Origin of the sequence: uncultured Albimonas sp. (genome assembly GCF_963977235.1) — a bacterium.
In the GTDB taxonomy this organism is placed as follows: Bacteria; Pseudomonadota; Alphaproteobacteria; order Rhodobacterales; family Rhodobacteraceae; genus Albimonas.
Genome location: NZ_CAXBOD010000001.1, coordinates 176586 through 203395, shown reverse-complemented (window position 1 = coordinate 203395; position 26810 = coordinate 176586). Strand labels below are relative to the sequence as shown.

At 74.0% G+C, this 26810-nt stretch carries 27 protein-coding genes; 15 read left to right on the top strand and 12 right to left on the bottom strand.

The genetic code is table 11. From position 1 onward, the window contains the following. Positions 1-116 precede the first annotated feature (116 nt). Complete coding sequence (moeB, locus tag AAC134_RS00980) at positions 117-872, top strand: molybdopterin-synthase adenylyltransferase MoeB (RefSeq protein WP_339947165.1); 756 nt, start codon at positions 117-119, stop codon at positions 870-872. A 92-nt stretch (positions 873-964) separates the two neighbouring features. On the opposite strand, the gene AAC134_RS00975 is transcribed toward moeB, so the two are convergent. Together AAC134_RS00975 and AAC134_RS00970 are read right to left on the bottom strand one after the other, a co-directional pair. Next, entirely contained in the window at positions 965-1261 is a 297-nt protein-coding gene (locus AAC134_RS00975) for a hypothetical protein (protein WP_339947164.1), read from the bottom strand. Positions 1262-1605: 344 nt separating this feature from the next. Next, a complete protein-coding gene (locus AAC134_RS00970) occupies positions 1606-2622 on the bottom strand; it encodes a D-glycerate dehydrogenase (RefSeq protein WP_339947163.1) in 1017 nt (338 codons plus the stop codon). Between the two features lie 216 nt (positions 2623-2838). Here AAC134_RS00970 and AAC134_RS00965 point away from each other — a divergent pair, with 216 nt between their 5' ends. Together AAC134_RS00965 and AAC134_RS00960 are read left to right on the top strand one after the other, a co-directional pair. Then, entirely contained in the window at positions 2839-3498 is a 660-nt protein-coding gene (locus AAC134_RS00965; protein WP_339947162.1) for an SH3 domain-containing protein, read from the top strand. A 125-nt stretch (positions 3499-3623) separates the two neighbouring features. Then, complete coding sequence (locus AAC134_RS00960; protein ID WP_339947161.1) at positions 3624-4391, top strand: YoaK family protein; 768 nt, start codon at positions 3624-3626, stop codon at positions 4389-4391. A 164-nt stretch (positions 4392-4555) separates the two neighbouring features. On the opposite strand, the gene irrA is transcribed toward AAC134_RS00960, so the two are convergent. Then, the gene (gene irrA / locus AAC134_RS00955) at positions 4556-4993 is read right to left on the bottom strand and encodes an iron response transcriptional regulator IrrA (RefSeq protein ID WP_339947160.1); all 438 of its coding nucleotides are present in this window, start codon (positions 4991-4993) and stop codon (positions 4556-4558) included. Between the two features lie 169 nt (positions 4994-5162). Between irrA and fabA the strand changes: the two genes are divergently transcribed. The 3 genes from fabA (at position 5163) to AAC134_RS00940 (ending at position 7861) form a co-directional block, all read left to right on the top strand. Then, the gene (fabA, locus tag AAC134_RS00950) at positions 5163-5675 is read left to right on the top strand and encodes a bifunctional 3-hydroxydecanoyl-ACP dehydratase/trans-2-decenoyl-ACP isomerase (RefSeq protein WP_339947159.1); all 513 of its coding nucleotides are present in this window, start codon (positions 5163-5165) and stop codon (positions 5673-5675) included. Positions 5676-5781: 106 nt separating this feature from the next. Continuing rightward, positions 5782-7005 (top strand): beta-ketoacyl-ACP synthase I, encoded by a 1224-nt coding sequence (fabB, locus tag AAC134_RS00945; protein WP_339947158.1) that lies wholly within the window; start codon positions 5782-5784, stop codon positions 7003-7005. A 13-nt stretch (positions 7006-7018) separates the two neighbouring features. After that, positions 7019-7861: an enoyl-ACP reductase gene (locus AAC134_RS00940; protein ID WP_339947157.1), complete on the top strand. Its 843-nt coding sequence runs from the start codon at positions 7019-7021 to the stop codon at positions 7859-7861. 528 nt (positions 7862-8389) lie between these two features. Here the strand turns inward: AAC134_RS00940 and hrpB are convergent. Next, complete coding sequence (gene hrpB, locus AAC134_RS00935; protein WP_339947156.1) at positions 8390-10981, bottom strand: ATP-dependent helicase HrpB; 2592 nt, start codon at positions 10979-10981, stop codon at positions 8390-8392. 384 nt (positions 10982-11365) lie between these two features. After that, entirely contained in the window at positions 11366-12253 is an 888-nt protein-coding gene (locus AAC134_RS00930; protein ID WP_339947155.1) for a DUF3108 domain-containing protein, read from the bottom strand. A 264-nt stretch (positions 12254-12517) separates the two neighbouring features. Here AAC134_RS00930 and meaB point away from each other — a divergent pair, with 264 nt between their 5' ends. Beyond that, on the top strand, positions 12518-13540 hold the full coding sequence (gene meaB / locus AAC134_RS00925) for a methylmalonyl Co-A mutase-associated GTPase MeaB (RefSeq protein ID WP_339947433.1): 1023 nt from the start codon (positions 12518-12520) through the stop codon (positions 13538-13540). Positions 13541-13799: 259 nt separating this feature from the next. Here the strand turns inward: meaB and AAC134_RS00920 are convergent, their stop codons facing one another. Next, on the bottom strand, positions 13800-15404 hold the full coding sequence (locus AAC134_RS00920; RefSeq protein ID WP_339947154.1) for a M10 family metallopeptidase C-terminal domain-containing protein: 1605 nt from the start codon (positions 15402-15404) through the stop codon (positions 13800-13802). A gap of 320 nt (positions 15405-15724) precedes the next feature. Here AAC134_RS00920 and rpmB point away from each other — a divergent pair, with 320 nt between their 5' ends. The 3 genes from rpmB to AAC134_RS00905 all read left to right on the top strand — a co-directional run bounded on the left by rpmB (position 15725) and on the right by AAC134_RS00905 (position 17206). Continuing rightward, a complete protein-coding gene (gene rpmB / locus AAC134_RS00915; protein WP_339947153.1) occupies positions 15725-16012 on the top strand; it encodes a 50S ribosomal protein L28 in 288 nt (95 codons plus the stop codon). A gap of 299 nt (positions 16013-16311) precedes the next feature. Beyond that, the gene (locus tag AAC134_RS00910) at positions 16312-16680 is read left to right on the top strand and encodes a hypothetical protein (protein WP_339947152.1); all 369 of its coding nucleotides are present in this window, start codon (positions 16312-16314) and stop codon (positions 16678-16680) included. 37 nt (positions 16681-16717) lie between these two features. Continuing rightward, the gene (locus AAC134_RS00905) at positions 16718-17206 is read left to right on the top strand and encodes a copper chaperone PCu(A)C (RefSeq protein WP_339947151.1); all 489 of its coding nucleotides are present in this window, start codon (positions 16718-16720) and stop codon (positions 17204-17206) included. Positions 17207-17262: 56 nt separating this feature from the next. Here the strand turns inward: AAC134_RS00905 and AAC134_RS00900 are convergent, their stop codons facing one another. Further along, on the bottom strand, positions 17263-17979 hold the full coding sequence (locus AAC134_RS00900; protein WP_339947432.1) for an NAD-dependent deacylase: 717 nt from the start codon (positions 17977-17979) through the stop codon (positions 17263-17265). Positions 17980-18141: 162 nt separating this feature from the next. Here AAC134_RS00900 and AAC134_RS00895 point away from each other — a divergent pair, with 162 nt between their 5' ends. Beyond that, complete coding sequence (locus AAC134_RS00895; RefSeq protein ID WP_339947150.1) at positions 18142-18609, top strand: low molecular weight protein-tyrosine-phosphatase; 468 nt, start codon at positions 18142-18144, stop codon at positions 18607-18609. Between the two features lie 7 nt (positions 18610-18616). Here the strand turns inward: AAC134_RS00895 and AAC134_RS00890 are convergent, their stop codons facing one another. The 5 genes from AAC134_RS00890 to rph all read right to left on the bottom strand — a co-directional run bounded on the left by AAC134_RS00890 (position 18617) and on the right by rph (position 23060). Next, positions 18617-19189: a hypothetical protein gene (locus tag AAC134_RS00890; RefSeq protein ID WP_339947149.1), complete on the bottom strand. Its 573-nt coding sequence runs from the start codon at positions 19187-19189 to the stop codon at positions 18617-18619. Positions 19190-19206: 17 nt separating this feature from the next. Next, the gene (locus AAC134_RS00885) at positions 19207-20238 is read right to left on the bottom strand and encodes a glycosyltransferase family 2 protein (protein WP_339947148.1); all 1032 of its coding nucleotides are present in this window, start codon (positions 20236-20238) and stop codon (positions 19207-19209) included. Positions 20239-20369: 131 nt separating this feature from the next. Beyond that, positions 20370-21572 (bottom strand): radical SAM family heme chaperone HemW, encoded by a 1203-nt coding sequence (gene hemW, locus AAC134_RS00880; protein ID WP_339947147.1) that lies wholly within the window; start codon positions 21570-21572, stop codon positions 20370-20372. A gap of 143 nt (positions 21573-21715) precedes the next feature. Beyond that, positions 21716-22339, bottom strand: a complete 624-nt coding sequence (locus AAC134_RS00875; protein ID WP_339947146.1) for a non-canonical purine NTP pyrophosphatase — start codon at positions 22337-22339, stop codon at positions 21716-21718. 4 nt (positions 22340-22343) lie between these two features. Continuing rightward, a complete protein-coding gene (gene rph, locus AAC134_RS00870; RefSeq protein ID WP_339947145.1) occupies positions 22344-23060 on the bottom strand; it encodes a ribonuclease PH in 717 nt (238 codons plus the stop codon). Positions 23061-23612: 552 nt separating this feature from the next. On the opposite strand from rph, the gene hrcA reads away from it, so the two are divergent. The 4 genes from hrcA (at position 23613) to AAC134_RS00850 (ending at position 26780) form a co-directional block, all read left to right on the top strand. Then, positions 23613-24689 (top strand): heat-inducible transcriptional repressor HrcA, encoded by a 1077-nt coding sequence (hrcA, locus tag AAC134_RS00865; protein WP_339947144.1) that lies wholly within the window; start codon positions 23613-23615, stop codon positions 24687-24689. An 18-nt stretch (positions 24690-24707) separates the two neighbouring features. Further along, positions 24708-25388, top strand: a complete 681-nt coding sequence (gene grpE / locus AAC134_RS00860) for a nucleotide exchange factor GrpE (RefSeq protein ID WP_339947143.1) — start codon at positions 24708-24710, stop codon at positions 25386-25388. Positions 25389-25759: 371 nt separating this feature from the next. Next, positions 25760-26362, top strand: coding sequence for a pyridoxamine 5'-phosphate oxidase family protein (locus AAC134_RS00855; RefSeq protein ID WP_339947142.1), 603 nt, complete (start codon positions 25760-25762; stop codon positions 26360-26362). Positions 26363-26387: 25 nt separating this feature from the next. After that, a complete protein-coding gene (locus tag AAC134_RS00850; RefSeq protein ID WP_339947141.1) occupies positions 26388-26780 on the top strand; it encodes a VOC family protein in 393 nt (130 codons plus the stop codon). Positions 26781-26810 lie beyond the last annotated feature (30 nt).

Sequence of the window (26810 nt, the reverse complement as noted above, 5' to 3'; positions counted from 1 at the left end):
GTCCGCAACAGGCGTTGGTCGACGGCCGCTCGGGGCGCCCCGCCGGCGGGGAGGCGCGCCGCTTGGCATCGGGGCCGCGTCGCTCTAGTCCTTGCCTCCGCAATGGAGGACCGCCCATGCCGCTGGCCGACGACGACCTCGAGCGCTACGCCCGCCACATCGTGCTGCGCGAGATCGGCGGCCCGGGCCAACAGGCCCTCGTCTCCGCCCGGGTGGCGGTGGTCGGGGCCGGTGGGCTGGGCTCGCCGGCCCTGCTCTACCTCGCCGCCGCCGGCGTGGGGACGATCACCGTCATCGACGACGACCGGGTCAGCCTGTCCAACCTGCAGCGCCAGGTCCTGCACCGCGACCGCGACGTCGGCCGCCCCAAGACCGACAGCGCCGTCGAGACGCTCGGCGCCCTCAACCCCTCGGTCAAGGTCGTCCCGCGCGACCTGCGCCTCCTCCCCCACACCGCGACCGAGGCGCTGGCAGGCCATGACCTGGTGCTGGACGGCTGCGACTCGTTCGAGACCCGCCGCCTGGTCAACCGGACCTGCGCCGCCCTGCGCATCCCCCTGATCTCGGGCGCCATCGGCCGATGGGAGGGCCAGGTCTCGGTCTTCCGCCCCTGGCTCGGCGGCCCGTGCTACGCCTGCCTGTTTCCGGAAGCCCCCGACCCCGACCTCGTCCCCGCCTGCTCCGAGGCGGGCGTGCTGGGCGCGCTGGCCGGCATGATCGGTTCGCTGATGGCCTCCGAGGCGGTGAAGCTGATCGTGGGGGCGGGCGAGCCGCTCGACGGTCGCCTGCTGCTGTGGGACGCGCTGGACGCGCAGGCGCGAACCATCGGCGTGAAGAAGCGCCCCGGCTGCCCGGTCTGCGCCGCCGCCTGAGGCCTGTCCGCGCGGTCCGCGACGCGGCGCCGCGCGCAACAACCGGCCTCCGTCCCGTCGTCGCCCCGAGCCTCAGCCCAAGGTTCCCCGCCTCAGCTGAAGTGATCGAGGTCCGGATCGGGCGACGACATCCGCGCGCGGCGGAGTTTCGCGACGTCGAGCTTGCGGCGACGCTGCAGTTCCGGCGCCCGCCGCGCGGCGCCGCGGCTCGTCGCGCCCCGGCCGCTGACCATCACGTAGAGGCAGAACACCACCGCGATGCCGCTGAGGATCAGCCCGACTTCCCCGGTGTAGACCGTGGCCATTGCGCCGTCGAGAAACGACCCGCCGCCGCCTCCCGGCGCGGCGCGAACGCCCCCTCCCGTCAGTTGCGACAGCGACGACGCCATGGTCGTGCCCCTCGGCTTCCGCCGAGTCGCGCGGCGGAGATGCAGTGGTCTCCAGTATTGATCGATAATCCGAACAGTCAAGCGATCAGAAATAAACTGTTTCTGAATGGGACAACGAGTTCATATTCAATCACTTGGCGATCACAGGGCGCCCGCGCCGACCTTCCGCAACGTCCGCCAGGGTTGCGGCCGGGCCCGGAGGTTCGCCCGGCAGACGACGATCCGCGGAGGTCTCCGCGCCGCTGACGCCGGCTGCGAAACGCGCGCGGCCCGCCCCGGGGTCGCCGGGACGGGCCGCTGCATCGGTCGGATCGGCCGGGGGCCGAGGGGGCCTCGACCCCGGATCAGAGCATCGCGGGGACCACCAGGTCCGGCGGCCGGTGCCCGTCGGCGAAGGTCTTGATGTTGATGATCACCTTCTCGCCCATCTCGACGCGCCCCTCCTGCGTGGCTGAGCCCATGTGGGGCAGCAGCAGCACGTTCGACAGACCGCGGAGCCTGGGATTCACCGCCGGCTCCCGCTCGAACACGTCCAGCGCGGCGCCGGCGAGCTCTCCGGCCTGCAGCATCCGGGCCAGCGCGTTCTCGTCGATCACCTCCCCGCGGGAGGTGTTCACGATCACCGCCTCGGGCTTCATCAGCTTCAGCCGGCGGGCGTTGAGCAGGTGGTAGGTGGCGGGCGTGTGCGGGCAGTGGATCGAGAGGAAGTCGACCCGCGCCAGCATCTGGTCGAGGCTCTCCCACCAGCGGGCGCGCAGCTCGCCCTCGGTCTGCTGGTGCAGGCGGCGACGGTTGGAGTAGTGGACCTCGAGGCCGAACGCCGAGGCGCGCCGCGCCACCGCCTGGCCGATGCGTCCCATCCCGAGGATCCCCAGACGCTTGCCGGTGATCCGGCGGCCCAGCATCCAGGTGGGGGACCAGCCGCTCCAGGCGCTCTCGTCCTCCATCAGGCGGGCGCCTTCCTGCAGGCGCCGAGGCACCGCCAGCAGCATCGCCATGGTCATGTCGGCGGTGTCGTCCGAGAGCACGCCGGGCGTGTTCGAGACCTGGATCCCCCGCCGCCGCGCCGTCTCGACGTCGATGTTGTCGACGCCCGCCCCGTAGTTGGCGATCAGGCGCAGGTTCGGCCCGGCCTGGCCCAGCAGGCCGGCGTCGATCCTGTCGCCCAGCGTGGGGACCAGCACGTCGGCGCGGCGCACGGCCTCGACCAGCGCCTCGCGCGGGAGGGGCGCGTCCTCGAGGTTCAGTTCCACGTCGAAGAGCTCGCCCATCCGCGCCTCGACGGCGTCGGGAAGCTTGCGGGTCACGACGACCTTCGGGCGGCCGCCGGAAAACGGGGAGGGACGGGCGTCAGTGGGCATGGGCGAAGGCTTCTCCTGGCCGCGAGGATGCGGTAGCCTTAGCGAAAAGGACCCCCGGGGTCCACGGGCGCCGAAACGCGTCCGCGAAAAGAAAATGCGGAACGCGCGGCGATGGCGCAACGATCTGTCGCAAGCGTTCCGGTGGACGCCGAGGTCCGGACCGGGCCCGGCGGATCAGGCGCGGCCCACGAGGAACGGGGGCGGAGCAGGCTTCCGATGACGACGACACGGCGGGCGCGCCATGGCGCGCGGGTTACCGACAGGACCGGGGCCGGAGACGGCCGCCGGGCCCTCTGCGCGCGCCCGGCGGCCCGGCGCCTTGCGGCGCTAACCCTGGCGCTGTCTGCGGCGCTGGCGGCGCTGGCGCCCCTCGACGCCACCGCGGCGGCCGAGGAATCGGAGGCCGAGGCGACGCAGACCGTCTCGGCGATCCGCGTCGGCGAGGACGGCGCCGGGCCGATCACCGGCCTGCCGATGCCGCGCTATGTCTCGCTGAAGGCCACCAAGGCCAACGTGCGGCGGGGCCCGGGCATGACTCATCGCGTCGACTGGGTGTTCGTGCGCCAGGGCATGCCGCTGGAGGTGATCGCCGAGTATGGCCACTGGCGGCGCGTGCGCGACCCCGAGGGGGCCTCGGGCTGGCTGCACTACTCGATGATCCGCGGCAACCGCACGGCGCTGGTGACGGCCGAGACCACCGACCTCCGGCTCGAGCCCACGCCCGGCGCCGCGGTCTCGGCCCGCGCCGAGCGGGGCGTGGTGTTCGAGATCGAGGCCTGCCAGCGCGACTGGTGCGAGGTCGAGAAGGACGGCGTCGACGGCTGGGCCGCCAAGGCCGACCTCTGGGGCGTGGGCCCCGAGGAGGTCTTCGACTGACCTCCGATCCGCCCTCCCTCGACCCGACCTTCCCCGCCGCGCCCTCCCGCAAACGCGCCTCGCGGCCCGGTCCCGGAGTCCTGCCGGGAGGGCCGGCGGGGGCGCTCGACCCTGAGGAGACGGCCATGGGCCACTGGCTGCGCCGGGCGACGGGGCGGCGGCGGGATGCGGTCTCGGACCGGCAGCTGGCGCGCTGGCTGGTGGTGGTCGCGGGGGCGGCCAACGCCGGCGGATTCATGGCGGTGGGGCGCTACACCTCGCACATGACGGGGATCGTCTCGGCGATGGCCGACGACGTGGCGCTGGCGGCGGGAACGGCGTTCCTGGCGGGGCTGGGTTCGCTGGGCGCGTTCCTGGCCGGGGCGGGGGTCTCGGCGATCCTGGTGAACCTGGCGCGGCGGCGCGGGATGCAGGGGGAATACGCCCTGCCGCTCGCGCTCGAGTCGCTGCTGCTGGCGGGGTTCGCGGCCAGCGGGCCGCTGGCGGCCGCGGCGCCCGGAGCGACGGCGGCGGCGACCGTGGCGCTGCTGTGCTTCGTGATGGGGCTTCAGAACGCGGTGATCAGCAAGCTGTCGGGCGCGCGCATCCGCACCACCCATGTCACCGGCATGGCCACCGACCTGGGGATCGAGCTCGGCAAGGCCGCCTGGAGACTGGCCGCGCTGCTGGGCCGGCCTGCGCCGGCCGCAACGCCTTCCGACCCCCCGCCGGTGCGCCCGGACCTCGAGAAACTGCGCACCCATGGCGAGCTGATCGGGCTGTTCTTCGGCTCGGGCCTGGCCGGGGCGCTGGCCTTCCAGCGTTTCGGCGTGGCGGCGGCGCTGCCGCTGGCCGCGATCGCCGGCGCCTTCGCGGCCGGCCCGCTGTGGGAGGACCTTCGGCGCCGCGCCTGAGCCCCGGCCCGCCCGCCGCAGGCCCGGCCCGGGGGGGGCCTCGCCGGCCCCCGTCCCGGGCGCCGTCCCAGCCAGGCCCGCCCGCAGGGCGCCTGCAGACCGTTTGCAGACCGTTTGCAGAAGACGGGGCGCGGGGTCCGCACGCTCTCGGTCCCCCGCGGCCCTCAGCGGGCGCGGAGGCGGATCACCACGTCGACCTTGCAGATCTCGGTGCCCTCGGGGGCGTCGGGCAGCTGTTCGATGCGCACCGAGTCGCGGGGCGCGTCGGTCAGGCGGCCGTCGGCCTCCCAGTAGAAATGGGGATGATCCTCGACCCGGGTGTCGTAATAGCTGCGCGCGCCGTCCACGGTGATCTCGGCCATCAGGCCGGCGTCGGTGAAGCTGCGCAGCGTGTTGTAGACGGTCGCGAGGCTGACAGGGTCCCCGGCGGAGCGCGCGGCGTCGTGAAGGCTTTCGGCGGTGACGTGGCGGTCCCCCCCGTCACCCTTCAGCAGCAACGCGAGCGTCCGCCGCTGGCGGGTCGGGCGAAGCCCGGCCTTCGCCAGCCAGCTGGCTGCCCGAGTGCGCGCCTCGGGTCCGCTTGCGGTCGATAAACTGTCCATGACCGCGTTGCATACAGGGCGAAAGCGCCTGATTTCAAGAGCGTCATGGCCGCGGAACACGTCGCAGCCCCCCGTTCTCCCCGCCCCGGCGCTTGCTTCCCGCTCCAACCCGGTGCTAGGGGAGCGCGACAATGGCGAGAGGCTCGCGCAGGGGGCGCAGGACCAGGGCATGAGCGACGAACGGGCGAACAGCTACGATTACGACGGCCTGATGGCCTGTGCGCGCGGCGAACTCTTCGGCGCCGGCAACGCGCAGCTTCCCGCGCCGCCGATGCTGATGATCTCGCGCATCACCTCGATCACCGAAGACGGCGGAGAGCATGGCAAGGGCCAGGTGGTCGCCGAGTTCGACGTGACGCCGGACCTGTGGTTCTTCCAGTGCCACTTCCTCGGCGACCCGGTGATGCCCGGCTGTCTCGGCCTCGACGCCCTGTGGCAGCTGACCGGCTTCTACCTGGGCTGGCGCGGGATGCTGGGCCGCGGCCGCGCGCTGGGCGTGGGCGAGGTCAAGCTGACCCACATGGTCACGCCGGAAACCAAGCGCCTTCGCTACGAAGTGAACATGAAGCGCGTGATCGACCGCCGTCTGAAGATGGGCATCGCCGACGGGGTGGTTCTCGCGGACGGAAACCCCACCTACGCGGTGAGCGACATGCGCGTGGGACTGTTTCAGGACAGCTGAGTCCGGACGCCGCCGGGGCCTGAAGGGCCCTCGGGGCGCGGTGGCGGGGGCCCCCCGCCAGGACCGCGCCGCGCGCGAGGATCGAGGCACAGGGAGGCCGCTGAATATGCGCCGCGTCGTGATCACCGGACTGGGGATCGTCTCCTCCATCGGCAACAGCGCGCAGGAGGTTCTCGCCAGCCTGCGCGAAAGCAGGTCCGGCATCGTCAAGGCCGACGACTACGCCGAGCACGGCTTTCGCAGCCAGGTGCACGGGGCCCCGCAGATCGACCTGGCCGCCGCCGTCGACAAGCGCAACCTGCGCTTCATGGGCGACGGGGCGGCGTTCAACTTCGTCGCCATGCAGCAGGCCATCGCCGACAGCGGGCTGGAGGAGAGCGACGTCTCCAACCCCCGCACCGGTCTGGTGATGGGCTCGGGCGGGCCGTCGACCAAGAACCTCTTTGCCGCGCACAACATCGTGGTCGAGAAGGGCTCCCCCAAGCGGATGGGGCCGTTCATGGTCACCCGCGGGATGAGCTCGACCAACTCCGCGTGCCTGGCGACGCCCTTCAAGATCAAGGGCGTGAACTACTCGATCACCTCGGCCTGCTCGACCTCGGCCCATTGCATCGGCAACGGCGCCGAGCAGATCCAGTGGGGCAAGCAGGACATCGTCTTCGCCGGCGGCGGCGAGGAGCTGGACTGGACGCTGTCGTGCCTCTTCGACGCCATGGGCGCGATGAGCTCGAAGTACAACGACACCCCCTCGACGGCCTCGCGCCCCTTCGACGCCACCCGCGACGGGTTCGTGATCGCCGGCGGCGCCGGGGTCGTGGTGCTCGAGGAGCTGGAGCACGCCAAGGCCCGCGGCGCCAAGATCTACGCCGAGGTGACGGGCTACGGCGCGACTTCGGACGGCTACGACATGGTCGCGCCCTCGGGCGAGGGGGCCGAGCGCTGCATGAAGCTGGCGCTCGAGACCCTGGGCGACCGCAAGGTGCAGTACGTCAACGCGCACGGCACCTCGACGCCCGCCGGCGACGTCACCGAGATCAAGGCCATGCGCCGGGTGTTCGGCGACGAGATGCCGGTGACCTCCTCGACCAAGTCGCTGACCGGGCACAGCCTGGGCGCGACCGGCGTTCAGGAGGCGATCTACTGCCTGCTGATGCTGCAGAACGACTTTGTCGCCGCCTCGGCCAACATCACCCAGCTCGACCCCGAGCTGGACCCGGCCGAGATCGCGATGGAGCGCATCGACAACGCGGGGCTCGACACGGTGCTGTCGAACTCCTTCGGCTTCGGGGGCACCAACGCGACGCTCGCCCTCAGCCGGTACCACGGCTGAGGACGGACAAGCGATGGCCAGGAGCGACAGCACGGTGGGGCCGCGAGGCTCGCAGAGCAGCCTGATGGCCGGCAAGCGCGGCCTGGTGATGGGGGTCGCCAACGACCACTCCATCGCCTGGGGCGTGGCGCGGGCCCTGCACGAACACGGCGCCGAGCTCGCCTTCACCTACCAGGGCGAGAATTTCGGCCGCCGGGTGAAGCCGCTGGCCGACAGCGTGGACGCCGCGCTGCTGCTGCCCGCCGACGTGCAGGACGAGGCGAGCCTCGAGTCGGTCTGCGAGGCGCTGGACAAGTCCTGGGGCAAGGTGGATTTCCTGATCCACGCCATCGCCTTCTCGGACAAGAACGAGCTGCAGGGCCGCTTCGCCGACACCACCCGCTCGAACTTCCTGAAGTCGCTGGACATCTCCTGCTATTCGCTGGTGGACATGAGCCGGCGGATCCTGCCGCTGATGTCCGACGGCGGCTCCATCGTGACCATGTCCTACCTCGGCGCGCAGCGGATCATGCCGAACTACAATGTGATGGGCGTGGCCAAGGCGGCGCTGGAGGCGTCGGTGCGCTATCTGGCCAACGACCTCGGCCCCGAGGGGATCCGGGTCAACGCGCTGTCGCCGGGGCCGATGCGCACGCTGGCGGGCTCGGCCGTGGGGGGCGCGCGGCGGGTCTACAAGACGGTCGCCGACAACTCGCCGATGCGGGCCAACGCCACGCTCGACCATATCGGCGGCACCGCCATGTGGCTCTGCTCGGACTACGGCGCCTCGACCACCGGCGAGGTGATCTTCGTCGACGGCGGCTACCACGCCATCGGCATGCCCCACCTCGAGAACCTGCCCAAGGTCGAGGGCTGATCCGCAGGCCGGCCGACGGTCGCCCCGCAAAGTCCGTCAGACCCGGTCGCGCCGGGCGGCCGGCTTCTGTCCGGCCCTTGTCCTCGACCCGCTCGCCCCGACGCGTTTCCATCGGTCGGCGCGCAAGGGGAGGCCGGGGATGGGGCGCGCCTTCTCGACCCTGACCCCTGGACTTTCGAACGCCTGACGGCAGCCGTTGGAGGCCTGTCCGACGTGGCGCTCCACATCGCCGCCGTTGGCGGTGAAGACGGCGTCTTGCGGATGCGGCGGGATCATCGATCGGCGCCCGGAACGGGGGGCGTGCAAGGGACGTCCGGCTGCAGCTCGCTGCCGATGGAGGCGGCCGCCCGCGACGGGTTCGAGGCGCCGCTGATCGAGATCCGGCGGGTCCTGGGGGAGCCGGGCCGCCTGGCGGACCCGATCAAGGCGGACATCGCAAGCGCCGCGCTCGACGTTACGTCAAGGATGCCACGCCTCCGCCGGTGCGGCCGGAGCACGGACCCGCCGCGCGGCGGCGAAGCCCGGTCCTCAGCTCCCCCGCGGCTTGGCGCGGGAGGTGGCGTCGGCTTCCCAGGGTCTTTCGGGCCACGGGTGGCGCAGGTACTGGCCGCGCAGGTCGCGGCGCACGTCGGACCAGGCGCCGCGCCAGAAGCCGGGCAGGTCCCGGGTGGTCGCGGCCGGGCGGCGGGCCGGCGACAGCAGGTCCATCAGCAGCGGCGCGCGCCCCGCCGCGGTGCCGATGCACGGGTGGGTGTCGAGGCCGAAGACCTCCTGCACCCGCACCGCGACGGCCGGCGGCTCGCGCCCGTAGTCAATGGGGCAGCGCGTGCCGGTCGGGGCCGTCCAGGCCGCCGGCGCGGCGGCGTCGAGCGCCTGGCGCGCCGGCCAGTCCAGCCGCGCCTCCAGCGCCGAGACGAGATCCAGCGAGGCCAGGTCGTCGGCCCGCCGCATCCGGCCCATGAGAGGCGTCAGCCAGTCGTCCAGCGTCTCCAGCAGAGCGGCGTCCGAGACCTCCGGCAGATCGGCGCCATGGGCGCGCGCGAAGGCGACGCGGGCGCGGAAACGGCGGGCGGCCTCGCTCCACGGCAGCGCGTCGAGGCCCAGCGCGCGCACCCCCTCGGCCATGGCCTCCGCGCGGGCCTCGGGCGGGGCCTCGCGCCAGGGACGGTCGGAGAGCGCCAGCGCCCCCAGCATCCGCCGCCGCCGGGCCAGCACGGCGCGGTCGCGCGGAGACCACTCGCAGATCTCCACCTCGCGAATGCGGGCGGGGAACAGCGCCTCGAGGTCCGAGAGGGTCAGGGGCGCGGCGCGGCGGATCTTTGCCTCGCGCGGGTCGCCGTCAGTGTCGGCGATGGCGAGGAACGTCGGGGCGCCCAGCCCGGAGTCGGGCGGCAGCACCGCCCCCTTGCCCCCGGCCATCAGGTAGCGCGGCGCCTCGCCAGGCTTGCGCTCGGGCCGCTTCATCGCCACGCGGTCGGGGTAGGCGCGGGCGGCGAGCCGGGCCACTGCGCTCGCATCCGGAGGAGCGCCGCGGCCGGTGCGCGGGGCCGGGACGCCCAGGGCGCGGGCGGCGGCGCGGGCAAGGCGCAGGGCCCCTTCGCGCAGGGCGTGGACGCGGCCGCGGTCGGCCTCGATCCCCCGCTCGCGCGACAGGCGGGAGGGGTCGCGCAGCGCCTCGATGCGCAGGACGAGGTCCGCGGGCGCCGAGACCGGGAGCGGGTCCCGCTCCTCCAGCGCGGCGGCGAGTTCGGCGGCGAGGCCGAGGTCGTCGGCTGTCAGCACCATGTGGGCGAGTCGCGGATGAGCCGGCAGCGCGGCCATGCGCCGGCCGTGGGCGGTGGGCAGGCCGGCCGCGTCGAGCGCGTCGAGCCCCTGCAGCAGGGCGCGCGCCTCGGCCATTGCAGGGGCCGGGGGCGGGTCGAGGAACGGCAGGTCCTCGGGCGCGGCGCCCCAGACCGCGAGCTCGAGGGCGAGCGCGGCGAGGTCGGCTTCGAGGATCTCGGGCGGGGGATGGGCGGGCAGCGCGCCCTCCTCGCCACGGGTCCACAGGCGGTAGCAGACGCCCGGCTCCAGCCGGCCGGCGCGGCCGCGACGCTGCTCGGCCTCGGCGCGGGTGACAGGCGTGGTGACCAGCCGCGACATGCCCGAGGCGGGGTCGAAGCGGGCCCGACGCGCGAGGCCCGCGTCGACCACCACCCGCACCCCTTCGACGGTCAGCGAGGTCTCGGCGATGGCGGTCGCCAGCACCAGCTTGCGCCGCCCCTTCGGCGACGGGGCCAGCGCCGCCCGCTGGGCCGAGAGCGGCATCGCCCCGTGGATCTTGCGAAGGTCCACATCGGGCGGCAGGCGTCCCGACAGCCGGGCGGCGGTGCGCTCGATCTCCCCCACCCCCGGCAGGAAGGCCAGCGCCGAGCCCGGCTCCGCCGCCATCGCCTCGGCGATCAGGTCGGCCATGGCGTCCTCGACCCGCGGGCCGCGGCGGCCGGCCGGCGCCCGCCAGGGCTTCTCCAGCCAGCGGGTTTCGACCGGGTGGGCGCGCCCCTCCGAGGTGATCGCGGCGGCCTGCATCACGGCGGCAAGGCGCCCGGTCTCGAGCGTGGCCGACATCGCCACGATGCGCAGGTCGGGGCGCAGGGCCGCCTGCGCCTCGAGCGTCAGGGCGAGGCCGAGATCGGCGGTCAGGGCGCGCTCATGGATCTCGTCGAAGATCACCGCGGCGACGCCGCTCAGCTCCGGATCGGTCTGCAGCATGCGGGTCAGGACGCCCTCGGTGACCACCTCGATGCGGGCGCCGGGGCGGGACTCGCCGCGGATGCGGTAGCCGACCGAGGCGCCGGGGGTCTCGCCCAGCAGCTCGGCCATGCGCTCGGCTGCGGCGCGGGCGGCGACGCGCCGGGGCTCCAGCACCAGGATGCGGCCGGCGGCGGCCCAGGGCTCGGCGGCCAGCGCCAGGGGGACCAGCGTGGTCTTGCCGGCGCCGGGCGGGGCCTGCAGGACGGCGCGGGCCCCGGTCTCGCCGGGATCGCGGAGCGCGGCGCGCAGGGCCGGCAACGCGGCCTCCGCCGGCAGCCCCTGGGAGGGCACGCCGGGGGCGATGTCAGGAGCGGAGGGGTCGGTCATGGGGCGAGAGGCGGGCCTCGGCGGCGAGGGGCGCGGGCGCCCTGCCTAGCGCCCGCGCGCGTCCGTGTCACCCGCGCGCCCGGCCGCCTGACCACCCGCGCGCCTGGCCGCCGGCCATGCGCGACGCCGCGGCTTGCCGCGGGCGCCGCCCGCGCGGGCCATGCGCCCCCTGGCGCCCCATCGATCCCGGGATCCTCGATCCGGCCCGCGCGCGACGCCCGCAACCGCGGTCACCCCGCGCCACGGCGCCGGCCAGGCGTCGCCCGCACCCCCGCGCCCGGCCCGCCTCGCGCCCGCGAGCGCGCCGGTCCGCGCCAGGAGACCGCGCGGCGCGGACGCTTCCCCGGCCCGCCGCAGGCGCTTCCCCGGCCCGCCGCAGGCGCCTCAGTTGGCCACGACGCGGGTCGCCACCGCCAGGCCGTAGCCGGTGCGGGCCTCGAGCCGCATCACCCGCGCCAGCCCGTCGGGCGAGGCGGCGAAGTCGACCGACACCTCAACCGGCTCCTTCTCCAGGTCCCGCGGGCGGAAGCCCGCGACCCGCATCCAGCGACCCTCGCAGCGCCAGCCGTCCTCCCGCGCGCTCGGCTCGTCGAGCTCGATGCGCGAGCGGCGGCGCCCGTCGAACACCTCGACCGCGCCGTTGCACAGGGCGGCGGGAGGCGTCGGGGTCAGGAACAGGGCGGCGGCGCCGATCGGATCGGTGACGTCCCGCTGGGCGGTCGGGTCGATCTCCCAGTCGCGGGGCTTCCACTCGGGGCTCGCCTGCACCGCCTGCGGACGGCCGGGGGGCGAGTAGGTCACGCTCACGTTCTGGCGGTCGCCGCCAAAGCGGGTGGCGAGCTCGAAGCGGGTGGCGCGGGGCAGCGCGGGGTCGTTCAGCCCCTCGCCCTCCGCGGCCAGCCGGGCTCCGAACAGCGTGTCGATGGCGCGCGTCGGGCGCGCCTCGGCCTGGGCGGAATAGCGCTGCTCGTCCACCGAGAGGGCGAAGTCCAGCGAGCCGATGGGCAGGCCGCCGAACCAGACCTCGAAGCGGCCGGCGTCTGCCACGGTCTCGGCGACGGCGGCAACCGTCGAGGAGGGCGGGCCGTAGCGCTCGGCCAGCGGCATGCCCAGGGCGGCCAGCGCCGACAGGCACAGCGCCGTCACCGCCATGCCGCTGGCGCGCGAGCGGATCGGCAGCCGGCGCGCGGGCTTGCGGGGCCCTGCGCGGTCGGGGCGGTCGCCCTGGCCTGCGCGCGGGACGGATTCTCGGGGCGCGGGTTCGCGCGTCATGGCTCGTCTCCTCGTCATCCCTGGCCTTCTGCGGCCCCTTCGCTCCGCCGGGCTGGCGCGCCGAAGGGGCGCGGCTGGCAGGGGCGGAGCATGCGGCGGGGCCCGGCCTTGGCCGGAGGGCTTCCGACGGTCCCCATCCATGCGCTAGACACGGGCGGAAGCTAGGCGCGCCGGCGCCGATTTCGTCACAATGACGCGAGGAGCCTCCGCCGCGTGACCTCTTCCGATCCCGCCCCCCTTGCCTCGGACCCGCCCACCGACCCGCTGGACGAGGCCAGAACCGACCCCAGGGCCGAGGCCACGGCCGACGCGCTGGCCGAGCGGCTGGCCGCCGGCGACCGTCGGGCGCTGGCCCGCGGCGTGACCCTGATCGAGTCGACCCGCCCCGACCATCGCCGCGCCGCCGCCGCGCTGGTCCGCCGCCTGCACGCCCTGCCCCGCAACACCCTGCGGCTGGGCCTGTCGGGCACGCCGGGCGTGGGCAAGTCGACCTTCATCGAGGCCTTCGGCCTGAAGCTGGCCGAGCAGGGCCACAAGCTGGCGGTGCTGGCGGTGGACCCGTCCTCGACCCGCACCGGCGGCTCGATCCTGGGCGACAAGACGCGGATGGAGCAGCTCTCGCGCCACCCCAACGCCTTCATCCGCCCCTCGCCCTCGGGGGCTGCGCTGGGCGGCGTGGCCCGCCGCACGCGCGAGGCGATCCTTTTGTGCGAGGCCGCCGGCTTCGATCTGGTGATGGTCGAGACGGTGGGCGTGGGCCAGTCCGAGACGATGGTCGCGGACATGACCGACATCTTCCTGCTGCTGATGGCGCCCGCCGGCGGCGACGAGCTGCAGGGGGTCAAGCGCGGGATCATGGAGATCTGCGACATGATCCTGGTCAACAAGGCGGACGGCGACCTGAAGACCACGGCCGAGCGGACCCGGGCCGATTACGCCTCGGCGCTGCGCCTGCTGCGCGGGCGGCCGCAGGATCCGGGCGGCTTTCCCAAGGCGGCCGCGGTCTCGGCGGTCAGCCAGGCGGGGCTCGACAAGGCCTGGGAGGAGATCGCGGGCCTGGCCGAGTGGCGGCGCGAGACCGGGGTGCTCGAGGCGCGTCGGCGCCAGCAGGCGGTGGCCTGGTTCCGCGCCGAGGTCGAGGAATCGCTGCTGCGCCGCTTCCGCACCCGCCCCGCGGTCGCCGACCTGTGGCCGCGGCTGGAGGAGCGGGTGGCGGCGGGCGAGACGCCCCCGCAACTGGCTGCGGCCAGGGCGCTTGCGGCCTTCGGGCTGGGCGACGAGGACTGAAGGCGCCCGCGCCGCGCGGTCTCCGGCGGCAGGCCGGCGCGCCCGCGGGCGCGGCCCGGCGGGGACGAGGGGGATCGGGCGTCTCCCGGCTGGCGATCGGGGCGCGGGGGGCGAGGTCGCGCGGCGCGCCCGGGTCGCGCGTCAGCCCCTGCGGCAGGCCGGGGCTCCGGTCCGACCCGGGGCCGCGCGTGGCCGAGGGGAGGCGTGCCGGCGAGGGCGTCCGCCGGGGCGGCCCTGGGCGCGCCCGGCGACGGTCGGGTCAGGCGAAGAGGAAATCGTCCGGGCTCGGCGCGCCGTCGTCGCCCTGGATGACCAGGTGCGCGCCGTCGTCGAAGCGGGCGCGAACGCGGCCGTCGCCGAGGTCGACCAGCTTCAGGTCGGCGGCGACGTAGCCGGCGCCGGAAACGTCGATCACGTCGCGGCCAGGCTCGAAGTCGAGGATCCGGTCGGCCTCGGGGGCGCGGTGGAACACGAAACGGTCGGCGCCCGCGTCGCCCCACATCCGGTCCCTGCCGGCGCCGCCGTCGATCACGTCCGCCCCGCCGCCGCCGTGCAGCCGGTCGGCGCCGCCGCCGCCCTGCAGCGAGTCGCGCCCCGCATCGCCATGCAGCAGGTCCGCGCGGTCGCCGCCCGAAAGCCTGTCGTCGCCCTCGCCTCCGAACAGCCGGTCGCGGCCGGCGCCGCCGCGCAGGTCGTCGTCGCCGGCGTCGCCCGCGATCTCGTCGCGCCCGGCGCGGCCCTGAACCAGGTCCCGTCCCTCGCCGGCCTGCACCGAGTCGGTCCCCGCGCCGCCGTCGAGCCGGTCGCCGCCGCGACCGCCGTAGAGCGTGTCGCCCCCCGCGCCGCCCAGCAGCGCGTCGCGCCCCGAATCGCCGTCCATCGCGTCGCGCCCCTCGCCTCCGCGCAGGCGGTTGTCGGCGTCGTTGCCGATGATCACGTCTCGGCCGCGCCCGCCGCGGGCGTTCTCGATTTCGACCCCCGCCGCGATCGTGAAGCCGCCCGGGCTCTTGCGCGCCGAGGAGACGAAACCGCCCGCGGTCTCGCCCCGCTCGGCCGCCGGGCGCAGGTCGATCACGGCGCCCAGCTCGCCCTGGTGGCGGATCTCGTCCACGCCTTCGGTGTCCCAGATCGTGCGGAAGAAGGTTCCGCGCCGGTCGCCGGTGGGCAGCACATAGACGTCGTCGCCCGCGGCGAAGTCCCGGTTGGCGCCGTATTTGGCCTGCAGCACGGTGATGTCGAGCGCGCCGGGGCCCGCCTGCGCCCCCCAGGCGTTGGTCGAGCCGACGCCGCCGTCGCCCCCCGGCCCGCCCTGGTTGTAGCTCATCACCGTGAACACGGCCTTGTTCAGCCCGTCGCGGCCATAGTCGTCGAAGGGCGTGCGCACGCCCCGCATCACCTCCGAGCGGCCGCCCCGGTCGTGGGGATGGGCGAGGCCCAGGCCGTGGCCGAACTCATGCACCAGGGTCGAGAACCCGAGGCCGCCGTCCGCCAGCCCGCCGCGGTCGCCGTTCTCCGGCGTCCAGCCGGCGCCGCCGGAGTTCAGGACTCCGACGCCGCCGTGCTGCTCCCTGGGCGGGTAGAAGAAGCCCAGCTGGTTGCGGCTGCCGAAGTCGTTGAGCACCAGCTTGAAGTCGGCCCGGCCGGGGCTTGAGACCTCGCGGAACGTCAGGTCGGTGACTTCCGCATAGGTGTCGAGCGCGGCCATCGCGCGGCTCTTCTCGTAGGACGACCAGCCCTCGGAGGTCTCGCGCGCGAAGGTCTCGCCGCGGTCGGCGAAATAGACCGTCACGTCGTTGCTGCGCACCCGCGTGCCCCAGTCGATCGAATCGAGCGCGTTGTCGTGGAAGCGTCCGAGCTTCGGCATGAGCGGGTCCGGGTCTTCGGGCTGGGAGGGTCCGGGCACGCGCGCGCGGACGGGCTGCTGGTCCCCGGCTTGACCGGAAAGGCGTTTGCGAACAAGTGACACGCGCGGGTTGATGAACGGTTTCGGCACGGCGTGGTGCGGGCGTCACGCTGGTCCGGCGCGGCCCCGGGGGCGCTGCGCCGATGCGTCGGGATCGCGATCATTCGACCGGCGCCGGTTGACGCCTCCCCTGCGACTCGATATGGAACGCGCCTCGAATTCGGGCGCGGCGCGGGATAGGTCCGCGCGCCCCTGCGTGCACTGAAACAAGGGCGAAACCGATGTCCCGTCGCTGCGAGCTGTCCGGCAAGGGCGTGCTGACTGGCCACAACGTGAGCCATTCCAACATCAAGACGAACCGGCGCTTCCTGCCGAACCTGAACCAGGTGACCCTGCAGAGCGAGACGCTCGGCCGGTCCTTCCGGTTCCGGGTCTCGGCCTCGGCCATGCGCACGGTGGATCACCGTGGCGGCCTTGACGCCTACCTGGCGAAGTCCCGCGACACCGAGCTGTCGCCCAAGGCCCTCAAGGTCAAGCGCGACATCGAGAAGGCGCAGGCCGCGGCCTGATCTCTCTCGCCCGGCGATCCGCCGGGTCGGACGCGGGTCCGTCACGTCTGAAAAGGCCGGTCCCCCTCGACGGGGACCGGCCTTTCCGCGTTGGCGCTTGCCTGCGATGGGCGCGCCCTCCCGCGGAGGATCGCGCGCCGCCCCTCGCGGGCGACGGTCGCCTCCGGCGCCCCGCCCGCCGCGCGCCGCGGGCGGACCCTCGGGCCCGGGCGGGCGCGTGACGCGGCGCCTGCTCGGTGTGGGCCGCGTGCGGCGCGAAAGCCCTTGGGACCGGTCGTCATTCGCGATAGACAGCCGGCATGATCCGGGGCGCGCTCATCGGCCTTCTGGCCGTCTTGCTGACGCTGCAGGGCGTCGCCCTGCGGGCCGCGCCCTTCGTCGATGCCGGCGAGGCCGCCGGCGGGATCCGGCTGCACCTGTGCTCGGGCGGCGTCATCGACATCGGCCCGGACGGCGCGCCGCGCGCCGACGCGCCGACGCGCGAGGAGGCCTCCCACCTCGGCTGCCTCGACTGCTGCCTCGCCCCGATCGCGCTGCCCGCCTCCTCGCTCCAGGCCCCCGCCCGCGGCGATGCGCCCGGGCGCGCCGGAGCCCTGCCCGAGGCGCCCCGTCTCGACGGCCACGACGCGCCGCTCGCCTGCGCAAGGGATCCGCCCGACGCCTCCTGAGCCCCAGATTCCGCAGATCCGAGACCAGGAGACAGACATGATCCGCACCCTTTCCGCGGCGGCCCTCGCCGCCCTCGTCGCCCTGCCCGCCCTCGCCGCCGACGTTTCGGTGCGCGACGCCTACGCGCGCTCCTCCAACCCCAAGGTGGCCGGCGCCTTCATGGTGCTGACCAACGAGGGCGATTCGCCCGCCAGGCTGGTCGGTGTCCGCTCCGACGTCGCCGCGAAGGTCGAGCTGCACACCCACATCATGGAGGACGGCGTCGCCAAGATGCGGCCCGTCGACTCGATGGAGGTCCCCGCCCACGGCGAGCACGAGCTCAAGCGCGGCGGCGACCACGTGATGATGATGGGCCTGCACGCGCCCCTCGCGCAGGGCGACGCCATCGCCGTCACTCTGGTGTTCGACGACGGCGAGGAGATCGCGGTCGAGATCCCCGTGGACAACGAGCGCCAGGACATGAGCGGCATGGACCACGGCAAGTCCGGGCACGGCGACATGAAGGGCATGGCGCCCGCCGACTGAGGCGCCGCCCGCGCCCGTCCGCCCGCGCGGCGGACGGGACCCGGGGGCGCAGGCGCTCAGCCTGCCAGGACCTCCTCGACCCAGGCCGGCACGACCTCGGAGGCGAGCCCGTTGCGCGCCTCGTGGAAGTGGTGCGCGCCCTCCGAGGGCTCGAGGTTCAGCTCCAGCGTCCGGGCGCCGTTCTCGCGCGCCTCGGCCACGAAGCCTGCGGCGGGGTAGACCGCGCCGGAGGTGCCGATCGAGACGAACGTCTCGCACATCGCGAGCGCGGCGAAGCACTCGTCCATCCGGTAGGGCATCTCGCCGAACCAGACCACGTCGGGGCGCACGCGGGGCCTGGCGCAGGCGGGGCACAGGCTCTCGACCGTCATCTTGCCGCCCGGCCACCGCCAGCGGTGCCCGCAGCCGGCGCAGAGGCCGTTGGCGAACTCTCCGTGCATGTGGATCAGTTCGGCGGGGTCGGCGCCCTCGGCCCCGGCCGCCTTCTCGTGCAGGCCGTCGACGTTCTGGGTGATGATCAGCACCTCGCCCGGCCGCGCGGCCTGCAGGCGGGCCAGCGCGAAATGGGCGGCGTTGGGCTCCGCGGCCTCGGCCCGCTCGCGGCGCATGTCGTAGAAGTCGAGCACCATGACGGGGTCGCGGGCGAAGGCCTCGGGGGTCGCCACATCCTCGAGCCGCACCTGGGTCCACAGCCCGCCCACGTCGCGGAAAGTGCCCATGCCGCTCTCGGCCGAGATGCCGGCCCCCGTCAGGACCACGATTCGCGGCGTCATCATCGGCGTCTTCCCTTCAGTTTCAGCCCTCGGGCCGGGCCTTCCGTTTCAGCCCTCGAGCCGGGCCTTTCGTTTCCACCCTCAGGCTGGGACACTGGCACGACCCGATGGGCCGGCGGAACCCTGCGCCGCGCCACGATCCGACCGACGACCGGAGGTCCCATGACCCGCCTGCTCTTCGTCTGCCTCGGCAACATCTGCCGCTCCCCCGCCGCCGAGGGCGTGGCCCGCGCGATGGCCGAGGCGCGCGGCCTGAAGGTCGAGATCGACAGCGCCGGCACGGGCGGCTGGCACGCGGGAGAGCCCCCCGATCCGCGGATGCGCGAGGCCGCCGCCCGGCGGGGCTATGACCTCGCGTCCCTGCGCGCCCGCCAGCTGCGGCGCGCCGACTTCGCCGACTTCGACCACCTGCTGGCGATGGACAAGGACAATCTTGCGACGCTCGAGCGCGCCCGCCCCGCCGACGCCCGCGCCACGCTGAGCCTGATGCTCTCCCACGCCCCCGCCCTGCCCGAGCGGGAGGTCCCCGACCCCTACTACGGCGGTCCGGGAGGCTTCGAGCACGTGCTCGACCTGCTCGAGCCCTCGGTGGCGGGGCTGCTGGACAGGGTGGAGGCGGAGGGGCGCTGAGCGGCGCTCAGGCGCCCTCGAACCCCTTGCGCGGGCGGCTGCGGGCGGGGACGCCGACGGCGACGTGGCCCGGGGGGACGTCGCGGACCACCACGGCGTTGGCGCCGATGACGGCGTCGTCGCCCACGACGATGTCGCCCAGGATCACGGCGCCGACGCCCACCTGCACCCGGTCGCCCAGCGTCGGGCGGGCGTTCAGGTCTTCGAGGTCGGCGATCCCCAGCGTCGTGTTCTGGCGCAGGATCACATCGTCGCCGATGCCGCGGGCCGAGATGACGATGCCGCCGAAATGCTCGATCTTCACCCGGCGGCCGAGGGGGATCGAGTAGGGCGCCTCGATCCCCCCGATCACCTGCGAGAGCTTGTGCATCGTCTTGTAGACCACGCTCAGCGGCGCGCGCAGCGGCTTGGGGCGCACCGACATGCGCCAGTTGCCGAAGCGGTGCCAGAACACCGCCCAGAAGCCCTGCGCGAAGAGGTCTCCCCCATGCGTCGCCAGATCCTCCCGCACCAGCGCCCAGAACGAGATCCCGGGCGGGTTGGCGTTGCGGGAGCCGTCGGGACAGGGCGCTGCGGGCATGGCGTTCGGGCTCGCGGTCAGGAGTCGGAGGAGGCGCGCGCGCGCCCCAGAAGGCAGGCGCGCGCGAAATCGGGCGCGAAGCGGGGCGGGCGGTGCACCGGCGGCTTGCCGCGCAGGCGGCGCTGCAGATCGCCCAGCCAGATCCCCGCAAGCTTCGCCGCCGCCGCCAGACGCGCCTGCACCGGCCCGTGGTTCTTCACGTAATAGCGCCGCCAGGAGGCGAACCAGTAGGCCGGCATCGGCCCCTCCTTCGCCACGCCCTCGACGATCCCGGTCGAGGCGCCGGCGATGTGCATCACCAGCGCGTCGGGCACATGCCAGACTTCCCACCCCGCGCGGTGGGCCTGGAGCTGGTAGTCGACCTCCTCGAAATAGAGGAAATAGGTCTCGTCCAGCGGGCCCAGCTCGTCGATCAGGCGGGTGTTGATCATCATGCAGGCGCCCGAGACCCAGTCGGCCTCGGCCGGGGTCCCGGTCTCCTCGATCAGGGTCGGCCAGCGGCGGACGAGGGCGCCCAGCCCCAGCTCTCCGGCAAACTCCCGCATCGGGGTGGGGAAGTGGAAGGCGGCGATCCAGGTGGAGCCGTCCTCGTTCTCGAGCCGCGCGCCGACCACGCCGACCCTGGGGCGGGAGAACATGACGCGCACCATCTCCTCGATGGCGCCGGGACGCATCTCGGCGTCGGGGTTCAGCAGCAGGATCGCGTCGGGGATCCAGCCGAGCGCCTTGGCCTCGGCAAAGGCGAGGTTGTTACCCGCCGCGAAGCCGCCGTTGAGCGGGGAGCGGACGAGGCGCACGGCCGCGGGCGAGCCCATCGCCGCCAGCCCCTCGGCCAGCCGCTCGCCGTCGCCGTTGGGCGAGGCGTTGTCGACCACCACCGCCACGCCCTGCGCAAAGCGCGACAGCTCCTCGATCAGCGCCGGCAGGCCCTGCAGCACGAGATCGCCCGCGCGGTAGTTGACGGTCGCGACGACGATGCGCGCGGCGAGCGGGTCGACCGACAGGTCGGCGCGCGGCGCGGAAGCCGTCTCGTCGGTGACGATGGTCATGGGCGCGGCGCTCCCCCTGAGGCTGCGGCTGCTGCGGGCCACGCCCGGCGGGCGCGGCCGGGGCGGATCATAAGGACTTGGCCGCCGCCCCGCCATATCGCGTCATGCGGCGGGACGTCCGGCGCGCGGGGTCAGACCAGCAGCTCGCGCAGCACGTGGTCGAGCAGCGCCCGGCCGCGGGCGGTGGCGCGCAGGCGCTCGCCCTCACGCAGCACCAGACCCTGCGCCTCGAGCGCGGCGATGCGGTCCCGCGCGATGGGCGCCCCGGCGAGGCGGGCGTGGCGGGCGAGGTCGGCGCCCTCGACCAGCCGCAGGCACATCATCAGGTATTCGGTGGCCTGGTCCTCGGAGGCGACGGGCTCGGTCGCGAGGTCCTGGCCCGCGGCGTCGATCTGCGACAGCCAGGCGGTCGGCGCGCGGCGGGTCTCGGTCGCGAGCCGCCCCTGCGGGGTGGTGACCCGGCCGTGGGCGCCCGGCCCGATGCCCGCATAGTCGCCATAGCGCCAGTAGACGAGGTTGTGGCGGCTCTCGGCGCCCGGACGGGCGTGGTTGGAGATCTCGTAGGCGGGCAGGCCGGCGGCCTCGGTCAGCCCCTGCGTGATCTCGTACATGGTCGCGGCGCGGTCGTCGCTGGGCAGGCCGCGCAGGCGGCCGCGGGCGTGCAGGTCGCCGAAGCGGGTGCCGGCCTCGATGGTCAGCTGGTAGAGCGAGAGGTGGTCGATGGCCATCGCCAGCGCCTCGGTCAGCTCGGCCTCCCACTGGGCGGGGGTCTGGTCCTGGCGGGCGTAGATCAGGTCGAAGCTGACGCGGGCGAAGGCGGCGCGCGCGACGTCGAAGGCCGCGCGCGCCTCGGCGGCGGTGTGCATCCGGCCGAGCTTCTTCAGGTCCGCGTCGTTCAGCGCCTGCGCGCCCATCGACACCCGGTTCACCCCGCCCGAGGCGTAGCCGCGGAAGTTCCCGGCCTCGATCGAGGTGGGGTTGGCCTCCAGCGTCACCTCGGCGTCCGGCTCGAAGCCCCAGAGGCGGTCGGCCTCCTCGATCAGGGCGGCCACCGTTGCGGGGGGCATCAGCGAGGGCGTGCCGCCCCCGAAGAACATCGAGCGGGCCCGACGCGGTCCGGTCAGCTCGCGCGCCGCGCGCATCTCCGACAGCAGGGCCTTGCGCCAGGCGTCCTGGTCGACCTCGCGGCTGACGTGGGAGTTGAAGTCGCAGTAGGGGCACTTGGCCAGGCAGAAGGGCCAGTGCACGTAGACGCCAAAGCCACCCGCCTGCCAGTCGGGGGCGGCGGGGGTCGCCGCGTCCGGGCTTCGGGCGGGAACCGGGCTGGGGGTCATGCGCAAACGGATCTCCTGGGGGCGCCCCGGACCTGATCCGGGGCCTCTCCCACATCGGCCGCGGGAGGCCCCGGATCAAGTCCGGGGCGCGTCGCGTATCGGGCGTCCGGCTCCCCGGCCAGTGAAAGGCGAGGCGCGGGGCTTCAGCCCTGCTCGGGCAGGATCTCGGAGGCGAGCTTCGCGAAGGCCTCGGCCCGGTGCGAGATCAGGTTCTTCTCGTCCTCGGTCATCTCGGCGAAGGTGCGGCCGTCGCCGGCGGCGGGCTCGAAGATCGGGTCGTAGCCGTGGCCCTGCGCGCCGCGGGCGGGCCAGGTGACGCGGCCCTCGGCGGAGCCGCGCACATGCTCGACATGCCCGTCGGGCCAGGCCACCGCCAGCACGCAGACGAAGCGGGCGTGCCAGGGGGGCGAGGCGTTGACCTCCAGCAGGGCCGCATGGGTGCGGGCCATGGCGCGGCCGAAGTCGCGGCCCTGGGGCGTCTCGGCCCAGTCGGCGGTGTGCACGCCGGGGGCGCCGCCCAGCGCGTCGACCTCGATGCCGCTGTCGTCGGCCAGGGCGGGCAGGTCGGCGGCCTTCGCCGAGGCCAGCGCCTTGATCGCGGCGTTGCCCTCGAAGCTGTCCTCGGTCTCGTCGGGAATGGGGAAGTCCAGCTCCGCGGCCGAGACCGTCTCGATCCCCCAGGGGGCCAGCAGGGCGCGGATCTCGGCCACCTTGCCGGCGTTGTGCGAGGCGACGACGATCTTCTTCGCGTCCAGCCGGCGGGTCATGGGCTCAGCCCCCGACCGCGGTTTTCTGGGCCGCGACCAGCTGCGCGATCCCGGCCTCGGCCAGGTTCAGAAGCGTGTCGAGCTCGGCGCGCGAGAAGGTCGCGCCCTCGGCCGAGCCCTGCACCTCGACCAGCCCGCCGGCGCCGGTCATCACCACATTGGCGTCGGTGCCGGCTTCGGAGTCCTCGGCGTAATCAAGGTCCAGCACCGGCTTGCCCTCGTAGACGCCGCAGGAGATCGCGGCGACGTGCTGGGTGATCGGGTTCTCCTTCAGCTCGCCCGCGTCGACCAGCTTCTGGGCTGCGAGGCGCAGCGCCACCCAGCCGCCGGTGATCGAGGCGCAGCGGGTGCCGCCGTCGGCCTGGATCACGTCGCAGTCGATGGTGATCTGGCGCTCGCCCAACATCACCCGGTCGGTCCCGGCGCGCAGCGAGCGGCCGATCAGACGCTGGATCTCCTGCGTGCGGCCGGTGATCTTGCCCGCCGAGGCCTCGCGCCGGTTGCGGGTGTGGGTGGCGCGCGGCAGCATCCCGTACTCGGCCGTGACCCAGCCGAGGCCCGAGTTGCGCATCCACGGCGGCGTGCGCCCCTCGATCGAGGCGGTGCACAGCACATGGGTGTCGCCCATGCGGATCAGGCAGGAGCCCTCGGCGTGCTTGGTCGCGCCGGTCTCGATGACGACGGAGCGGAGCTGGTCGGGGGCGCGGCCGGATGGGCGCATGTCGGGACCTCGTTGTCGTGGGCGCCCCGGAGGGAGCGATCTGCTGGCGCGTCTCTTACCGCTGCGGCCGGGGCGGGAGCAACCCGGCCGACGCGGTCCAGCGCGTGGTTTCGTTGCGAACGCCCGCGCGAGCGGCGATATCCTGAGGGCCCGGCGCGAAAGGCCGGACGAGGGCCGAGGCATGACCATGAACCCGCAGGACGCCTATGCCTGCGGGGCGCGCCGCCCGATGCCCGCCCCCGCTTCGTCCGCCGCTGCGGGAGGCTGGCGCTGGTCGCTCGCGTCCCGCGGCGCTGCCCCTGCTCGTCGCCGGCGCGCTCACCTGGCTCTGGGGGCTGAGGGCGGGCAGGACCATGGCGTTCGACGTCGCCCCGTTGGCGGCGAGCGGACTGGGCCTGATGTGGGGCGCCGGCATGCGGGTCGCGGCCGGGGCCCTCGAGGGCGACCGCAAGGCGAATTGACCTCGCCCCCCCTGCGCCATACCTCTCTGACAGTCCCGTTCGACGGCGCGCCGCGACATGTGCGCGCCAGGAAAGGAAGCATGACGCCGACATGACCACGCACAGCGTGACGCTTGGCGACCTCAACGAGCGCAGCCGGGCGATCTTCCGCCAGCTCGTCGAGACCTATCTGGAAACCGGCGACCCGGTGGGCTCGCGCACGCTGTCCAAGGCGCTGGAGCAGCCGCTGTCCGCCGCGACCGTCCGCAACGTGATGCAGGACCTGGAGGAGCTCGGCCTGCTGGGCTCGCCGCATGTCTCCGCCGGGCGCATTCCCACCCAGCACGGGCTGCGCATGTTCGTGGACGGGTTGCTCGAGATCGGCGACGTCCCCCAGGAGGAGCGTCAGCGGATCGAGCGCGGCATGGGCGAGGAGCATTCCGACGTCGCTGGCATCGTCGCCCGCGCCGGCGCGCTGCTCTCGGGGCTGACGCATTCCGCGAGCCTGGTGCTCGCGCCCAAGACCGAGGCCGCGGTCAAGCACCTGGAATTCGTGACGCTGTCCGACGGCGCCGCCCTGGTGGTTCTGGTCACCGAGGACGGCGCGGTCGAGAACCGGGTGATCACCCCGCCGCCCGGCGTCACCCCCTCGGCGATGCGGGAGGCGGCGAACTTCCTCAACGCCATGCTGCGCGGGCGCACGCTGACGGACGCGGCGCGCGCCGTCTCCGACCAGATCGCCCTGCGCCGGCAGGAGCTGGACGCGCTGGCCGCCGGGCTCGTCGAGCAGGGCATCGCGGTATGGTCGGGCGAGGCCAGCACGGTCGGACCCGAGCGGCTGCTGATCCGGGGCCAGTCCAACCTGCTCGAGGGCATGGAGGGCGAGGCCGAGCTCGAGCGGATGCGCCGACTGTTCGACGATCTGGAGCGCAAGAAGGACCTGCTGGACCTGCTCGAGCTCGCCGACGACGGCGAGGGGGTGCGGATCTTCATCGGCTCGGAGAACAAGCTCTTCTCGCTTTCGGGTTCCTCTCTGGTGATCGCTCCTTATATGGACGCGGAACGCAGGATCATCGGCGCGCTCGGAGTCATCGGCCCGACGCGCCTCAACTATGGCCGCGTGGTGCCTATCGTGGACTATACCGCCCGCCTCATGGGGCGGATGGTCACCGACCGGCGCCGCGGCTGAACGCATGGAACGGAGACGATGAGCGCACAGGAACAGGGCGGCCGCCGGGTCGAGACCGAAACCGAAACCGCCGAGGACCGCGCCGAGGACCAGGGCGAGACCTGGAGCGAGCATGCCGTGAGCGAAGGCGCGGGCGACACCGAGGAGGCCTGGGCCGAGGACGCCGCGATGCATGTCTCGGACGCCGAGGCCGCGGGCGTGGTCGAGGAGGATCCCCAGGACGACCTCGAGGCCTCGCTGACCCAGGCGCTGGCCGAGCGGGACGAGCTGCGCGACCGTCTGATGCGGGCGCTGGCCGAGACCGAGAACGTGCGCAAGCGCGCCGAGCGCGACGTGAAGGACGCGCAGGCCTACGGGGGCACGAAGCTCGCCCGCGACGTGCTGGACGTCTACGACAACCTCGGCCGGGCGCTCGATGCCGCCGACGACGGGGCCAGGGAAGCTGCGGGGCCGGTGATGGAGGGCATCGACCTGACCCGCCGGGCGCTGCTCGCCGCCTTCGAGAAGCACAGGATCGAGGCGGTGGCGCCCGAGGTCGGCGACAAGTTCGACCCCAAGGTGCACCAGGCGATGTTCGAGGCGCCCGTGCCCAACGCCGAGCCCGGCACGGTGATCCAGGTGATGCAGACCGGCTTCACCATCGCCGGCCGCCTGCTGCGCCCGGCCATGGTCGGCGTCGCCGCCGCCGCCCCCGCCTGAGGCGAGACCATCGCGAACCGCGCTGGACGGGCCTTCGGGCCCGTTCTTCGTTTCTGACGGCGCCGCACAACCGGCCCCGCCGCGCCCAGGGCCGGGTGGCGTCCTCGGGGGCATCGAGCCCCCTCGGCCGCCCAGGGCCGTTCCGGCCCTGGCGCGATCCCCTGCGGGGTTTCCCAATGCAGACCGGGCTGGCGCGGGACGTGGCGCGGGCGCCGGGTTTCGAAGTCGCGGCGACGCGGCGGACGCGGAGCGGCGCAGGGCCGCGCCCGCCCGCCGCATCCCGCCTCCCGACGCTGGCGCCCTACGGAAACCGGGTCTAGTCTTGCCCCGACCGCCCCTGGCGGCCACCTCGCCCCCGGCCGGAGCCCGCCATGATCACCGACCTCCAGCACCTTCGCGACGTCTACGGAGAGCCCTCGCAACGCGTCCTGGACAAGGAGCTGAACCACCTCGACCGCCACTGCCTGCGGTTCCTCGAGCTCAGCCCGTTCTGCTTCGTGGCCACCTCCGACGGGACCACGCTCGACGTCTCGCCCAAGGGCGACCAGCCGGGCTTCGCGCAGGCCGAGGGCTCGGCCGCGGTGCTGCTGCCCGACTGGCCGGGCAACAAGCGGCTGGACGGCTATCGCAACGTGCTCAAGAACCCCCACGTCGGCCTGATCTTCCTGATCCCCGGTCTGCGCGAGACCCTGCGCGTCAACGGCCCGGCCACGATCCACGAGGAGCCCGAGATCCTGGCCCCGTTCGAGCACAAGGGACGCCTGCCGATCACCGTGATGCGGGTCGAGGCGCGCGAGGTCTACCTGCACTGCGCCAAGGCCTTCCTGCGCTCGGGCCTGTGGGATGCGGACACCTGGCCCGAGAAGGCCGCGCTGCCCAAGCCCGGCGAAATGTTCAAGGATCACCTCAGGCTCGACGGCCCCGCGCAGTCGACCGAGGAGATCCACGGCGCCCTCTCCAAGACCCTCTACTGAGCCGGTCATGGGGGGGATCCGAGCGATGCCGGTGCTCGCCTGCGCCGATCCGCAGGCGGTGGCCGCGTTCCTGACCGCGGGCCTGGGCTTCACGCTTGCCGGCTGGTGGCGCGACGAGGCCGGCGCGCCCAGCTTCGGGGTGGCGCGCCTGGGCGACGCGACCCTGGCCCTGCGCCGGGCCGAGGGCCCGCCCGCGGCGCCGAACGGGGCCGAGGGCCCCACCGCCTGGGCGGCCTGCATCTACGTCGAGGACGCGCGCGACTTCGCCACGCTCGCCGCCGCCAACGGCGTGACGATCCGCAGGGGGCCGGAGGACACCCCCTACGCCTGCCGCGAGGTCGAGGTCGCGAGCCCCGAGGGCCACGTCCTGTGCTTTGCCCAGGATCTCGACCCCGGCCCGCGCGGCCCGGGCCTGTAACCGAGAAAACCAGAAAAGACCGGGGAAGAG

Coding starts and splice junctions, on each gene's coding strand:
- AAC134_RS00890 (WP_339947149.1), bottom strand. CDS start 19,189: ATGCCCGCAGCGCCCTGTCCCGACGGCTCCCGCAACGCCAACCCGCCC.
- AAC134_RS00900 (WP_339947432.1), bottom strand. CDS start 17,979: ATGACGCCGCGAATCGTGGTCCTGACGGGGGCCGGCATCTCGGCCGAG.
- fabA (WP_339947159.1), top strand. CDS start 5,163: ATGAGCGACGAACGGGCGAACAGCTACGATTACGACGGCCTGATGGCC.
- AAC134_RS00885 (WP_339947148.1), bottom strand. CDS start 20,238: ATGACCATCGTCACCGACGAGACGGCTTCCGCGCCGCGCGCCGACCTG.
- AAC134_RS00895 (WP_339947150.1), top strand. CDS start 18,142: ATGACCCGCCTGCTCTTCGTCTGCCTCGGCAACATCTGCCGCTCCCCC.
- grpE (WP_339947143.1), top strand. CDS start 24,708: ATGAGCGCACAGGAACAGGGCGGCCGCCGGGTCGAGACCGAAACCGAA.
- AAC134_RS00930 (WP_339947155.1), bottom strand. CDS start 12,253: ATGACGCGCGAACCCGCGCCCCGAGAATCCGTCCCGCGCGCAGGCCAG.
- AAC134_RS00975 (WP_339947164.1), bottom strand. CDS start 1,261: ATGGCGTCGTCGCTGTCGCAACTGACGGGAGGGGGCGTTCGCGCCGCG.
- rph (WP_339947145.1), bottom strand. CDS start 23,060: ATGCGCCCATCCGGCCGCGCCCCCGACCAGCTCCGCTCCGTCGTCATC.
- AAC134_RS00920 (WP_339947154.1), bottom strand. CDS start 15,404: ATGCCGAAGCTCGGACGCTTCCACGACAACGCGCTCGATTCGATCGAC.
- AAC134_RS00855 (WP_339947142.1), top strand. CDS start 25,760: ATGATCACCGACCTCCAGCACCTTCGCGACGTCTACGGAGAGCCCTCG.
- fabB (WP_339947158.1), top strand. CDS start 5,782: ATGCGCCGCGTCGTGATCACCGGACTGGGGATCGTCTCCTCCATCGGC.
- hemW (WP_339947147.1), bottom strand. CDS start 21,572: ATGACCCCCAGCCCGGTTCCCGCCCGAAGCCCGGACGCGGCGACCCCC.
- AAC134_RS00905 (WP_339947151.1), top strand. CDS start 16,718: ATGATCCGCACCCTTTCCGCGGCGGCCCTCGCCGCCCTCGTCGCCCTG.
- rpmB (WP_339947153.1), top strand. CDS start 15,725: ATGTCCCGTCGCTGCGAGCTGTCCGGCAAGGGCGTGCTGACTGGCCAC.
- AAC134_RS00940 (WP_339947157.1), top strand. CDS start 7,019: ATGGCCAGGAGCGACAGCACGGTGGGGCCGCGAGGCTCGCAGAGCAGC.
- AAC134_RS00910 (WP_339947152.1), top strand. CDS start 16,312: ATGATCCGGGGCGCGCTCATCGGCCTTCTGGCCGTCTTGCTGACGCTG.
- AAC134_RS00965 (WP_339947162.1), top strand. CDS start 2,839: ATGACGACGACACGGCGGGCGCGCCATGGCGCGCGGGTTACCGACAGG.
- moeB (WP_339947165.1), top strand. CDS start 117: ATGCCGCTGGCCGACGACGACCTCGAGCGCTACGCCCGCCACATCGTG.
- AAC134_RS00850 (WP_339947141.1), top strand. CDS start 26,388: ATGCCGGTGCTCGCCTGCGCCGATCCGCAGGCGGTGGCCGCGTTCCTG.
- hrcA (WP_339947144.1), top strand. CDS start 23,613: ATGACCACGCACAGCGTGACGCTTGGCGACCTCAACGAGCGCAGCCGG.
- AAC134_RS00875 (WP_339947146.1), bottom strand. CDS start 22,339: ATGACCCGCCGGCTGGACGCGAAGAAGATCGTCGTCGCCTCGCACAAC.
- hrpB (WP_339947156.1), bottom strand. CDS start 10,981: ATGACCGACCCCTCCGCTCCTGACATCGCCCCCGGCGTGCCCTCCCAG.
- irrA (WP_339947160.1), bottom strand. CDS start 4,993: ATGGACAGTTTATCGACCGCAAGCGGACCCGAGGCGCGCACTCGGGCA.
- AAC134_RS00970 (WP_339947163.1), bottom strand. CDS start 2,622: ATGCCCACTGACGCCCGTCCCTCCCCGTTTTCCGGCGGCCGCCCGAAG.
- AAC134_RS00960 (WP_339947161.1), top strand. CDS start 3,624: ATGGGCCACTGGCTGCGCCGGGCGACGGGGCGGCGGCGGGATGCGGTC.